Raw genomic sequence first — 12,694 nt, 5'->3', positions numbered from 1 at the left:
CGGCGCGTTTCAGGGCTATCCGGCCCTTCATCGACAGCCGTGCGGAAGCGGGAACGGAGACACTCGTGCGGCTCCTGCTTCGCCGGTGGGGCTGTGACGTAGAGCTGCAGGTCAGCATCGACGGCGTTGGTCGTGTGGATCTCCTGGTGAACGGATGGCTGATCATCGAGTGCGACAGCAAGCAGTTCCACAGCGACTGGAATCAGCAGCGTATCGACTACCAACGCGACCGCGCGCTCGCTGCGCTCGGGTTCACCGTTCTCAGGCTGACGGCGGAGGACATCCTGTACCGGTTCGAGGACGTCGCCAGTGCGCTGCGTGGTCTGATCTTCGCCAATCGTCGCGGCTGACCTCTTCCACCGCGCGGCGTCCTCAGTCGTTCCGGCCGTTCGGGTGTGCGGGGCGGCCTTGCCGCGCGGTCGGTATTCAGTCTGCCGCCTCGTCGCACTCTCGCACCTCGCAGACATCCGCCGGGTGCAACGCCCGGCGGATGCATCAGAGACTGAATACGGAACACCGGCGGCGTCGGACGCGCAGGAGCGTCGTGAGATGCGGGCTGGACGGGATCGCGGCGTGGACGGTGCAGCCCGGGTCGCCATATTCAGTCTGCGACGATTGTTGCGAGCGTGACGTGCGCGGAACATCGCAGTCTCGGAAAGCTCGACCACCATGCAGACTGAGTACGGGACCGTGGGCAAGCCTCGCGGCAACCGCAACCCGCGACGGTTGTCAGCGGCGGCGGAGGAGTCCGACCTTCGCGTACACGTCGGCGAGGGTCGCATCCGCGACCTCGGCGGCTCGGTCGGCGTTGGCGGCGAGCACGCGGTCGAGTTCGGCGGGATCATCGAGCAGCTCGAGTGCCCGCTCGCGGACGGGCCCGAACTCGTTCACGACCACCTCTGCGAGCCCCTTCTTGAAGTCACCGTAGCCGCGGCCCGCGTACTCGTCCTCGATCGAGGGGATCTGGCGTCCGGTGAGGGCCGCATAGATCACCAGCAGGTTGGAGACGCCGGGCTTGTTCTCCTTGTCGTAGCGGACCACGCCCTCGCTGTCGGTGACGGCACGCATGATCTTCTTCGCCGACACGGCCGGGTCATCCAGCATCCACAGCACACCGGCATCCGACTCGGCCGACTTGCTCATCTTGGCGGTGGGGTTCTGCAGGTCGTAGATGCGCGCGGTGTCCTGCTGGATCACCGGCATCGGCATGCGGAAGGTCTGGCCGTAGCGGGAGTTGAAGCGCTCTGCGAGGTCGCGGGTGAGTTCGACGTGCTGCTTCTGATCGTCGCCGACCGGGACGATGTCGGTCTGATAGAGCAGGATGTCAGCGGCCATCAGCACCGGGTACGTGAACAGACCGACGTTCGTCTGGTCGGCGCCGTACCGCGCGGACTTGTCCTTGAACTGCGTCATGCGGTTCGCCTCACCGAATCCGGTGATGGTCGAGAGCACCCAGGCGAGCTCGGCGTGGGCGCGCACGTGCGACTGCACGTACAGCGTCGACTTCGACGGTTCGATGCCGGCGGCGATGTACTGCGCCGCCGTGCGCCGGGTCTTCTCCCGCAGCTCCGCCGGATCGTTCGGCTGGGTCAGAGCGTGCAAATCGACGACGGAGAAGAACGCCTGGTACTCCTCCTGCAGGTCACGCCACTGCAGCAGGGCCCCGATGTAGTTGCCGATCTGGAGGGAGTCGGCGGAGGGCTGCATTCCGGAGTAGAGGCGGGGCCTGGTCATCGTCCCAGTCTAGAGAACGGATGCCGGGGTCCCGCCGCCCGCCGGGGCCGACAGCTCCGCCGGACAGTTCAGAACGCGTAGTCGGCGACCACGGGAGCGTGATCGCTCCACCGCGTGTCCCAGGAGGGCGCACGCACGACGCGATAGTCGACCACGCGTTCCGCGAGTGCAAACGAGGCGAGGTGGTAGTCGATGCGCCAGCCCGTATCGGTGTCGAACGCCTTGCCGCGGTTCGACCACCACGAGTAGGGGCCGTCGACCTCACCCGCCCACCGGCGTCCCACGTCGACCCAGCCGAGCCCCGTGCCGGTGGTGCCGTCCGTGCCGACGACCTGTTCGCCTTCGGGGCCCGTGAAGCGGTCGAAGTACGCGCGCTCGCGGGGCAGGAAGCCCGCCTTCTTGACGTTGCCCCGCCAATTGCGGATGTCGAGTTCGCGGTGACCCACGTTGAGGTCGCCCGTGATGAGGGCCAACTCGCCGAGCTTCGGCATCCGGGATTCCATCGCGTCGAGGAACGCGTATTTGGCCACCTGCTTCTCGGTGTCGGCTTCGCCGGTGTGGACATACGCGCTGACGATCGTCACCTTCTCGCCGGCGACGTCGATGTCGGCTTCGACCCAACGTCCGCGGGAATCGAGGGTGTCGTCGCCGAGTTCGATGCGCCAGATGTCGATCGGCTCGCGAGCCGCGATCGCGACACCGGCGCGACCCTTCGCCAGCGCTTCGTCGTTGACGATGTGCCACCCGGGCAGAGCGTCGGCGAGGTGCGTCGCCTCTCCGCGCACCTCCTGCAGAGTCAGCACGTCGACGTCGGCCGTCTCGAGCCACGGGAGCATGCCCTTCCGGGCGGCGGCACGGATGCCGTTGACATTGACGGAGGCGACGCGCAGGTTTCGGGGCACCCGTCAACCCTAACGAGCGCCGCCGACACGCGACGCGCCTCCGCGGCCCTCAGCCGAGGAGGCCGCGCGGGGGCGAGGGAGCGTCGGCCTCGACCCGCGCGAGGTCGTCTTCGGCGCGCCGGAGCTCACGCGTCTCGTGCCAACGCCGCCACCAGGGTGCTTCGGCGCGCGCGAGATGGGCGTCGCGCACGCGCACCCGCGCGGCGATCAGCAATGCGGCGTGCTCGCGACGCCGCTGCTCGTCCGCCGACAACTGCTCGATGGGCACGTCCGCGTCCTGCGCCGTGAGGGCGACCCATGACGCCGCGACGAGGATCACGATGCCCACCAAACGGAACCAGAGCAGGAATCCGACGAAGACCGAGAACGTCGCCAGCAGCGGGTTGGAGGGGGAGTAGGAGAGGAGGATTCCAGCCCCGTACTGGAGGACCACCATCGCGGCGCCGCCGAGTGCGGCGCCGGGGAGGATCAGCCGCCACCGTAACGAGGTTCCGGTGAGGAAGCGGATCAGCGCCCCGATGGCAGCGGTGTTGATCGCGAAGGCGACCGCCCCCGAGGCGATGCGGCCCGTCACCCACACCCAGTCCGAGTAGTCCGGCCACGGGAACAGCTGGAACAGCAGCTCGATCGCACCCGCAGCGACGCTGGCGAGGATCGCGCCGATCACCAGCGCCAGTCCGAACAGGGCGGCCGCGAAGAAGTCCCTGGCCTTCAACAGCACGTAACTGCGGGTGTCGAACGGCAACCCGAAGATGTCGCGCACGGCGCGCCGGGTGAACGTGACGAAGCCGATCGCCGTCCACAGCGCGGCGATGAACGCCACGGCACCCGTGACAGCGAGCACACTCGCCGACTCCTGCGCGATCTGGGCGACGTCGGCTTCGCTCACCAGCCCCTGGCCATCCTCGCGCCCGATGAGGCCCGGGATGTAGAGGTTGAGGATATGGATGAGTCCGGCGATGGCCTGAGTGCTGCCCCCGAGCCAGATGCCCACGATCGCGAAGCCGAAGTAGATCACGGCGAAGATCGCGAACAGGGACTGGTAGCTGATGGCCGCGGCGAGCAGGAACCCGTTGGCGCGCAGGAAATGACGCCATACGCGGATCGGGAACCACCCGAGCGTCTTGCGCGTGATCTCCGTCGCGCGCTCGATCGGCTCGTCCAGGCGCTCCCGCAGGGGCGACTGCTCCCAGCGCGCACGCCACGCGGCATCCGCGCGTTCTGACGAATCCGTCACCAGATCAGCGTAGCGAGAGCGGATGCCGGGGCCGTTACGGTCCCGGCATCCGCTCTGCTGGTCGGTGGCCGGCGGACTCAGCGACCGCCGCGCATGACGGCCTGCTTGACCTCGGCGATCGCCTTGGTGACCTCGATGCCGCGGGGGCATGCCTCGGTGCAGTTGAAGGTCGTGCGGCAGCGCCACACGCCTTCCTTGTCGTTGAGGATGTCCAGGCGCGTGGTCGCCGCGTCATCGCGCGAGTCGAAGATGAACCGGTGCGCGTTGACGATCGCGGCGGGGCCGAAGTACTGGCCGTCGGTCCAGAACACCGGGCACGACGAGGTGCACGCGGCGCACAGGATGCACTTGGTGGTGTCGTCGAAGATCTCGCGGTCGACGATCGACTGGATGCGCTCCTTGCCGGCCTCGGGCTTGCTGTTGGCGATGAGGAACGGCTGCACCTCGCGGTACGACGCGAAGAACGGCTCCATGTCGACGACGAGGTCCTTCTCCAGAGGCAGGCCCTTGATGGCCTCCACGTAGATCGGCTTCGAGATGTCGAGGTCCTTGATCAGCGTCTTGCAAGCGAGGCGGTTGCGGCCGTTGATGCGCATCGCGTCGGAGCCGCAGATGCCGTGGGCGCACGAGCGACGGAAGGTGAGCGAGCCGTCGACCTCCCACTTGATCTTGTGCAGCGCGTCGAGCACGCGGTCGGTCGGGTACATCTCGACGTCGTAGTCGACCCAGCGCGGCTCGCTGTCGGTCTCCGAGTCGAAACGGCGGATGATGAAGGTGACGAGGTACGACTGGATCGGGGCCTCACCGGTCGTCTCGGCGACGACGTCCTGCTCGACGATGGCGGTCGACATCAGTACTTCCTCTCCATCGGGGGGTAGTTCAACTCGCCCTTGTCGTTCTTGGTGAAGACGACCGGCTTCCAGTCCAGCTTGATGTGGTCCTCCGGGTCGGGCGAGTGCGGGTCGCCGGTGAGGTAGGCCATCGTGTGCTGCATGTACTGCTCGTCGTTGCGGTCGGGGTAGTCCTCGCGCATGTGGCCACCGCGGCTCTCGCGACGGTTGCGGGCCGCGTAGGCGACGATCTCGGCGAGGTCGAGCAGGAAGCCGAGCTCGACCGCTTCGAGCAGGTCGGTGTTGAAGCGCTTGCCTTTATCGTCGATGTGCACGTTCTTGAAGCGCTGGCGCAGGTCGTGGATCGTGCCCATGACGTTGGTCAGGGTCTCCTCGGTGCGGAAGACCTGGGCGTTGGCGTCCATCTCCTCCTGCAGCTTCTTGCGGAGCACGGCGATGCGCTCGGTGCCCGTGTTGCTCCGCAGGCCCTCGAGCATCTCGCGGACCTCCTTGGCGGGATCCTCCGGCAGCGGGACGAAATCGGCCGTCTGGACGTACTCGACGGCGTTTCGGCCGCTGCGCTTTCCGAAGACGTTGATGTCCAGCAGCGAGTTGGTGCCGAGACGGTTGGCGCCGTGCACCGACACGCAGGCGCACTCGCCGGCGGCGTACAGGCCGGGGACGACGGTGTCGTTGTTCTGCAGCACCTCGCCGTTGTTGGTGGTGGGGATGCCGCCCATCGCATAGTGAGCCGTCGGCATCACGGGCACCGGCTCGGTGACGGGGTCGACGCCAAGGTAGGTGCGGGCGAACTCGGTGATGTCGGGGAGCTTGGTCTCCAGCACCTCCGCACCGAGGTGGGTGCAGTCCAGGTACACGTAGTCCTTGTGGGGACCGGCGCCGCGACCCTCGAGGACCTCCTTGACCATGCAGCGGGCGACGATGTCGCGCGGGGCGAGGTCCTTGATGGTCGGCGCGTAGCGCTCCATGAACCGCTCGCCCGAGGCGTTGCGCAGGATCGCGCCCTCGCCGCGGGCGCCCTCGGTGAGCAGGATGCCGAGGCCCGCGAGACCGGTCGGGTGGAACTGGAAGAACTCGATGTCTTCGAGGGGCAGGCCCTTGCGCCACACGATGCCGACGCCGTCGCCCGTGAGGGTGTGGGCGTTCGAGGTGGTCTTGTAGATCTTGCCGAAGCCGCCGGTGGCGAAGATGACGGCCTTGGAGTGGAAGACGTGCAGGTCGCCGGTCGCCAGCTCGTAGGCGACGACGCCCGCGACCTGGGTGTTGCCGTCGGCATCCTTCACCGTGATGAGGTCGAGCGCGTAGTACTCGTTGAAGAAGTTGATGCCCAGCTTCACGCAGTTCTGGAACAGCGTCTGCAGGATCATGTGACCAGTGCGGTCGGCGGCGTAGCACGCACGACGCACGGGCGTCTTGCCGTGGTCGGCGGTGTGGCCTCCGAAGCGGCGCTGGTCGATCTTGCCCTCGGGGGTGCGGTTGAAGGGCAGACCCATGTTCTCGAGGTCGATGACGGCGTCGATGGCCTCGCGGGCGAGGATCTCCGCGGCATCCTGGTCGACGAGGTAGTCGCCGCCCTTGACAGTGTCGAAGGTGTGCCACTCCCAGGAGTCCTCTTCGACGTTCGCGAGCGCCGCCGCCATGCCTCCCTGCGCCGCCCCGGTGTGCGACCGGGTCGGGTAGAGCTTCGTGATCACGGCGGTGCGGGCGCCCGGGCCCGCCTCGATCGCGGCGCGCATGCCGGCGCCGCCGGCGCCCACGATGACGATGTCGAACTCGTGGTAGTAGACGCCGTCCTTGAGTACGGCTTCGGGATGCTGCTGGGTAGTCACGTCAGGGATGCCTTGTCTTCTGCGTCGTCATGAGCGTCGTGGTGCGCGCGCTCAGCGCGCGGCGCACATCTGGATGAGCCAGTCCGTCGTCGAGTTCTCCACGCCCAGGCACGGGTCGAAGGTGAAGACGACGAGGGTGCCGAGCACGATCAGGAAGCCTGCGGCGATCCACAGAGCCCACACCAGCACCTTGCGGGTGGTGGCGCCGACGACATAGTCGTTGACGATCGTGCGCATGCCGTTCGCGCCGTGGATGAGGGCGAGCCAGAGCATCAGCACGTCCCAGACCTGCCAGAACGGGCTCGCGAACTTGCCCGCGACGAAGGCGAAGTCGATGCCGCGGATGCCCTCGCCGAGCATGAGGTTCACGAAGAGGTGCCCGAAGATCAGCACGACCAGCAGCACGCCGGAGGCGCGCATGTAGATCCAGCCGATCTTCTCGAGGTTGGCGCCCTTCTTGCGCACCTGCGGGGAGCGCGGTGCGGGGATGGTCTGATCGTTGCTCGGGGTGAGGGTGGACATCAGTGACCGCCTCCGATGTTCGACAGCACGATGGGGATGTGGCGCGCGGCGAATCCGCCCACGGTCACGACCCACAGGCCCAGCACGCCCCACCACAGCTGGCGCTGGTGGCGGGTCGCCCACGGCCACAGGTCGACCGCGATGATGCGCAGGCCATTGAAGGCGTGGTAGACGATCGCCGCCACGAGGGCGACCTCGCCAAAGCCCATGATCGGGTTCTTGTACGTGCCGATGACCGCGTCGTACGCCTCGGGGGAGAGGCGGATCAGCGCCGTGTCGAGCACGTGCACGAGCAGGAAGAAGAAGATGGCGACGCCGGTGATGCGGTGCAGCACCCACGACCACATGCCCTCGTTGCCGCGGTAGAGCGTTCCGCGCGGCGTCTTGGACGTGGTCTGAGCTACCGACGGTGTGACGCGTGCTGGTGCAGACACGGTCGTCCTCCCTTGGTGTGAACGGACACCTCGGCACGGCGGGGGCTGACATCGGCCCCGGGGTTCACAACGGCACTGGACCCTCGGCGTCGCACACGGGCGCACTCTCATCCTAAGTCGGCGTTCGAGAGCAGGGCGACGAAGGCGAGCCTAAGTTCTCTCGATATCGAGAGATTCGGAACGAAACGGCCTTCTTCACGAAATCGGTCCGTCACGCCCGGCCCGGTAGCCTTGGCGGCATGGCCGATCCGATCGACGATTTCTACGCCGTGATTCCCGCCGGCGGTGTCGGCAGCCGCCTCTGGCCGCTGTCGCGCGCCGACGCCCCCAAGTTCCTCCACGACCTGACCGGATCCGGGCACTCCCTCCTGCGCGACACCTGGGACCGTCTCGCGCCTCTATCGGGTGCCGACCGCATCGCCGTCGTCACGGGGCGCGCTCACCGTGCCGCGGTGGAGGACCAGCTTCCCGGCATCCCCGATCGCAACGTGTTCCTCGAGTCCGAGCCGCGCGATTCCGCTGCGGCGATCGGTCTGGCGGCCGCGATCCTGCACCGACGCGAGCCGGACGTCATCATCGGATCGTTCGCCGCCGACCACGTGATCCGCGGCACGCGGGTGTTCGAGTTCGCCGTCCGTGACGCGGTGGAGGTCGCGCGCGAGGGCTATATCTGCACCGTCGGCATCTCGCCGTCCGAGCCTGCCGTCGGGTTCGGCTACATCAAGCGCGGCGGCGAGCTCATCGTCGACGGCGCGCGCGACGCGTCGCTCGTCGAGCGCTTCGTCGAGAAACCCGACCTCGAGACGGCGAAGCAGTACCTCGCCGATCGCGACTACCTCTGGAACGCGGGCATGTTCATCTCGCGCGCCGATGTGCTCCTGGCTGAGATCGAGGCGAACAACCCCGAGCTGCACGCGGGGCTGCTCGAGCTCGCCGAGGCGTGGGACGACCGCGAACGGCGGGGGCCCGCCGTCGACCGGATCTGGCCCAAGCTGCCGAAGATCGCGATCGACTACGTCGTGGCCGAACCCGCCGCCGAGAAGGGGCGCCTGGCCGTCGTACCGGGTCACTTCGACTGGGACGACGTGGGCGACTTCGCCAGCCTCGCCAAACTCAACAGCGGGGGACGCAAGAACGATCTCGCGATCCTGGGCGAGAACGCGCGCATCCTCTCCGATGCCGCGAGCGGCATCGTCGTCAGCCACACCAACCGCGTGATCAGTCTGATCGGGGTGAAGGACATCGTCGTCGTGGACACCGCCGACGCGCTCCTGGTGACCACGAGCGAGCACGCCCAGCGCGTGAAGGGCGTCGTGGACGCGCTGAAGCTCACCGGTCGCGGCGACGTCCTCTGAGCGCACAGCGCGAGGCAGGATGCCGCGTTCGTGTCGGCTTGATTGCGTCTTTGTAACCTTTCGCCCGCACCCGGGTGTGCAGCGTGCAAATCCCACGTCACAGTAGGTAACTTCGATCCGTGCGCCCGCGAAATCCGCGGGTCTATCAATGTGGAGGCTGCATTGACCATCTCGACCACCAAGAAGCTCGCCGGCATCACAGCTGCCGCGGGGCTCATCATCGCCCTGGCCGGTTGCGGCTCGGCCCCGACCCCCGCAGGCTCCGGCTCGGCCGCCGCCGGCGGCACCGTCGTGGACGGCTTCAAGCCCTGCCTCGTCTCGGACGCGGGCGGTTGGGACGACAAGTCGTTCAACGAGTCCGCCAAGAACGGCATGGACAAGGCCGTCGGCGAGCTCGGCATCAAGGCTGTCGAGTTCGAGTCGACCAACGACAACGACTACGCGCCGAACATGACGACCGCCATTTCTGAGGGCTGCACCCTGATCATCTCGGTCGGCTTCAAGCTCGCCGCCGCGACGGTCGCGGCCGCCAAGGCGAACCCGGCGCTGAACTTCGCGATCATCGACGACTACGCCGACACCGACTTCGACGGCAAGACGGACGCCCCGAACATCAAGCCCCTCGTCTTCAACACCGCCGAGGCGGCCTACCTGGGCGGCTACGCGGCTGCGGCGTGGTCGGCGCAGGCCGGCGTGAACAAGGTCGGCACCTTCGGCGGCATGCAGATCCCCTCCGTCGCGGTCTTCATGGACGGCTACGAGCAGGGCGTGAAGAAGTACAACGAGGACAAGAGCGCCAACGTTCAGGTCGTCGGGTGGGACAGCGCTGACCAGAAGGGCTCGTTCACCGGGGCCTTCGACGCCAACGACACGGCCAAGCAGACCGCGCAGGGCGTTCTCGACCAGGGCGTCGATGTCATCCTCCCCGTCGGTGGCCCCATCTACAAGAGCGCGGCGGCGGCCATCGCCGACAGCGGCAAGAACACCCTGATGCTCGGCGTCGACAGCGACCTCGCCGTCGCCGACCCGAACGTCGCCTCGATCACGCTCGTGTCGATCATGAAGGCGATCGACGTCGCCGTCTACGACGCGACGATCGCGGCTTCCAAGGGCGAGTTCGACCCGACTCCCTACGTGGGCACGTTGAAGAACGAGGGCGTCAAGCTCTCCAGCTTCCACGACTTCGAGTCGAAGCTGCCGGCCGGTCTCACCGACGACCTGAAGAAGCTTCAGGACGACATCGTCGCGGGGACCATCAAGGTCGAGTCGAAGAACTCGCCCGCCGGCTCCTGATCTGACGCGGACGCACTCGGGGCGAGCAGCGGCACGCTGCTCGCCCCGAGTTCCGTTCGTCCGCCTTCCGCCAGAAAATCCGACCCAGGTAGGGTGCATCTATGAAGCTCGAGCTCCGCGGGATCACGAAGAGATTCGGCAGCCTCGTCGCCAACGACCACATCGATCTCGTGGTCGAATCCGGGGAGATCCACGCGCTCCTCGGCGAGAACGGCGCCGGCAAGTCCACGCTCATGAACGTGCTGTACGGCCTGTACCGCGCCGACGAGGGCGAGATCCTGCTCGACGACGTGCCGCAGCACTTCCGGGGCCCCGGCGATGCCATGGCCGCCGGGATCGGGATGGTCCACCAGCACTTCATGCTCATCCCCGTCTTCACCGTCGCCGAGAACGTCATGCTCGGCCACGAGGACACCAAGGCCTTCGGCCGCCTCGACCTCAACGCCGCCCGTGCGCACGTGCGCAGCGTCGCACAGCGCTTCGGCTTCGAGATCGACCCCGACGCCCTCGTCGGCGATCTGCCCGTCGGTGTGCAGCAGCGCGTCGAGATCATCAAGGCGCTCTCCCGTGACGCGAAGGTGCTCGTCTTCGACGAGCCGACGGCCGTGCTCACTCCGCAGGAGACCGACGAGCTGATGGCCATCATGCGCCAACTGCGCGATGAGGGCACCTCCATCGTCTTCATCACCCACAAGCTGCGTGAGGTCCGCGAAGTGGCGGACCGCATCACCGTCATCCGCCTCGGCACCGTGGTCGGCGAGGCCTCGCCGACGGCGACGAACGCCGAGCTGGCCTCCCTCATGGTGGGACGTGCCGTCGAGCTGACCGTGCACAAGGAGGCGCCGCGGACGCGTGAGGGCGGACTCAGCGTGCGCGGGCTGCGCGTGCTCACGGCGGCCGGTGCGATCGTCGTGGACGACGTCGACCTCGAGGTGCGTCCCGGTGAGGTGCTCGCCGTCGCCGGTGTCCAGGGCAATGGGCAGACCGAGCTCGTCGAGGCGATCGTCGGGCTGGCCGCCCGCGTCGAGGGCTCCATCAGCCTCGACGGCACCGAGCTCGTCGGCAAGAACGTGCGCGCGATCCTCGACGAAGGCGTCGGGTTCGTCCCCGAAGACCGCAAGGAGGACGGCCTCGTCGGCGGGTTCTCGGTCGCCGAGAACCTCATCCTGGACCGCGCCGCGGAGTCGGCCTTCGCCGCCGCGGGCACGCTGCGTCGGGGCGCGATCGACGCCTTCGCCCGCGACCGCATCCGGGAGTACGACATCCGCACGCAGGGGCCGGACACCCTCGCCGGCACACTCTCGGGCGGAAACCAGCAGAAGGTTGTCATCGCCCGTGAGATGAGCCGCGAGCTCCGCCTGCTCGTCGTCGCCCAGCCGACCCGCGGTGTCGACGTCGGGTCGATCGAGTTCATCCACCGTCGCATCATCGAGACGCGCGATTCCGGTATCCCCGTCATCGTCGTCTCCACCGAGCTGGACGAGGTCAGCGCGCTCGCCGACCGCATCGCCGTGATGTATCGCGGCACGATCGTCGGCGTCGTCCCCGGCGACACGCCCCGCGACACCCTCGGTCTCATGATGGCCGGAGCCCACGACCCGGAGGTGGCCGCATGAGCGGATCGACGCCCACGAACGACGGCGCGGCGGGTGTGCCGCTCGGCGAGGCCGAGCTGCCCCGCGCGAGCGGGCCGCTGACCGGCGAGCCCGCACCCCGCGAGGGCGAGGAGTTCCCGCCGACGCGGTCGGGAGTCTTCCTCAAGGAGCTGCTGCGCGGCAGTGCGGTGACGACCTTCCTGGCCATCGTGCTCGCCATGATCGTCGGCGGCATCCTCATCGCCGTGACCAACAAGGACGTGCAGGCGGCATCCTCCTACTTCTTCGCGCGGCCCGGTGACACCCTCGTCGCGATCTGGCAGGCCGTCTACAACGGCTACGAGGCGCTCTTCCGGGGTGCCGTGTTCAACGCCCGCGGCGCCGACTTCGCGGCGCAGATCCGCCCGCTGACCAACTCGCTCGGGTTCGCGACGCCGCTCATCGCGGCCGGCCTTGGCGTCGCGCTCGCCTTCCGTGCGGGACTGTTCAACATCGGCGCCCGCGGTCAGATGCTCGTCGGCGCGATCTTCGCCGGCCTGTTCGCGTTCAACCTCGATCTGCCGATGTGGCTGCACCTTCCCCTCACTCTGCTCGCCGGCATCGTCGGCGGTGCGCTCTGGGGCGGGCTGGTGGGCCTGCTGAAGGCCAAGACCGGGGCGCACGAGGTGATCCTCACGATCATGCTCAACTACGTCGCGTTCTACCTCCTGCTGTGGATGACGCGCACGCCCGGGCTGCTCCAGGCCCCGGGTACCAACCAGCCGCAGACGAAGCCCACGCCCGCCTCCGCGCAGTTCCCCGACCTCCTCGGCCCGCTCTTCCCGCAGCTGGACTGGGGCTTCGTCGTGGTGCTCGCGGCCACCGTGTTCGTCTGGTGGCTCATTGAGCGGTCGAGCCTCGGCCTGCGGCTGCGCGCCGTCGGCGAGAACCCGCGAGCCGCGC

The 12,694-nt window shown here is 67.9% G+C and carries 12 protein-coding genes; 5 read left to right on the top strand and 7 right to left on the bottom strand.

Translation table 11 applies throughout. The annotated features are described in order from the left end of the window. Window positions 1-350 (top strand): endonuclease domain-containing protein (locus tag BGN98_RS04345; RefSeq protein WP_288119803.1); only part of this gene is annotated, 350 nt, incomplete at its 5' end. Window positions 351-729: 379 nt separating this feature from the next. Here BGN98_RS04345 and trpS read toward each other — a convergent pair. The 7 genes from trpS to sdhC form a co-directional block, all read right to left on the bottom strand. After that, window positions 730-1,734 carry a tryptophan--tRNA ligase gene (gene trpS, locus BGN98_RS04340; RefSeq protein ID WP_288119802.1) on the bottom strand — a complete coding sequence of 335 codons (1,005 nt, stop codon included), beginning with the start codon at window positions 1,732-1,734 and terminating at the stop codon, window positions 730-732. Window positions 1,735-1,802: 68 nt separating this feature from the next. Continuing rightward, window positions 1,803-2,636, bottom strand: a complete 834-nt coding sequence (locus tag BGN98_RS04335; protein WP_036288350.1) for an exodeoxyribonuclease III — start codon at window positions 2,634-2,636, stop codon at window positions 1,803-1,805. A 49-nt stretch (window positions 2,637-2,685) separates the two neighbouring features. Then, window positions 2,686-3,873, bottom strand: a complete 1,188-nt coding sequence (locus tag BGN98_RS04330) for a YihY/virulence factor BrkB family protein (RefSeq protein WP_036288353.1) — start codon at window positions 3,871-3,873, stop codon at window positions 2,686-2,688. A 77-nt stretch (window positions 3,874-3,950) separates the two neighbouring features. After that, window positions 3,951-4,724, bottom strand: coding sequence for a succinate dehydrogenase iron-sulfur subunit (locus tag BGN98_RS04325; protein ID WP_288119799.1), 774 nt, complete (start codon window positions 4,722-4,724; stop codon window positions 3,951-3,953). Further along, window positions 4,724-6,553, bottom strand: coding sequence for a succinate dehydrogenase flavoprotein subunit (sdhA, locus tag BGN98_RS04320; RefSeq protein ID WP_061681833.1), 1,830 nt, complete (start codon window positions 6,551-6,553; stop codon window positions 4,724-4,726). Before sdhA ends, BGN98_RS04325 begins: the two co-directional genes overlap by 1 nt. A gap of 51 nt (window positions 6,554-6,604) precedes the next feature. Next, window positions 6,605-7,075 (bottom strand): succinate dehydrogenase hydrophobic membrane anchor subunit, encoded by a 471-nt coding sequence (locus BGN98_RS04315; protein ID WP_061681832.1) that lies wholly within the window; start codon window positions 7,073-7,075, stop codon window positions 6,605-6,607. Beyond that, on the bottom strand, window positions 7,075-7,509 hold the full coding sequence (sdhC, locus tag BGN98_RS04310) for a succinate dehydrogenase, cytochrome b556 subunit (protein ID WP_005048122.1): 435 nt from the start codon (window positions 7,507-7,509) through the stop codon (window positions 7,075-7,077). The genes BGN98_RS04315 and sdhC overlap by 1 nt, the downstream gene beginning before the upstream one ends. A 239-nt stretch (window positions 7,510-7,748) precedes the next feature. Between sdhC and BGN98_RS04305 the strand changes: the two genes are divergently transcribed. The 4 genes from BGN98_RS04305 to BGN98_RS04290 all read left to right on the top strand — a co-directional run. After that, window positions 7,749-8,864 carry a mannose-1-phosphate guanylyltransferase gene (locus tag BGN98_RS04305; protein WP_061681831.1) on the top strand — a complete coding sequence of 372 codons (1,116 nt, stop codon included), beginning with the start codon at window positions 7,749-7,751 and terminating at the stop codon, window positions 8,862-8,864. A 162-nt stretch (window positions 8,865-9,026) separates the two neighbouring features. After that, window positions 9,027-10,157 carry a BMP family lipoprotein gene (locus BGN98_RS04300; protein ID WP_005048127.1) on the top strand — a complete coding sequence of 377 codons (1,131 nt, stop codon included), beginning with the start codon at window positions 9,027-9,029 and terminating at the stop codon, window positions 10,155-10,157. Window positions 10,158-10,258: 101 nt separating this feature from the next. Next, entirely contained in the window at window positions 10,259-11,773 is a 1,515-nt protein-coding gene (locus BGN98_RS04295; protein ID WP_005048130.1) for an ABC transporter ATP-binding protein, read from the top strand. Then, window positions 11,770-12,694: ABC transporter permease (locus BGN98_RS04290; RefSeq protein WP_288119789.1), on the top strand; the 925-nt coding region annotated here is incomplete at its 3' end. The genes BGN98_RS04295 and BGN98_RS04290, both read left to right, overlap by 4 nt.

It is taken from the genome of Microbacterium sp. 69-7, from assembly GCF_001897985.1.
GTDB classification, from domain to species: domain Bacteria; phylum Actinomycetota; class Actinomycetes; order Actinomycetales; family Microbacteriaceae; genus Microbacterium; species Microbacterium laevaniformans.
This window is presented reverse-complemented; position numbering and strand designations above follow the sequence as displayed.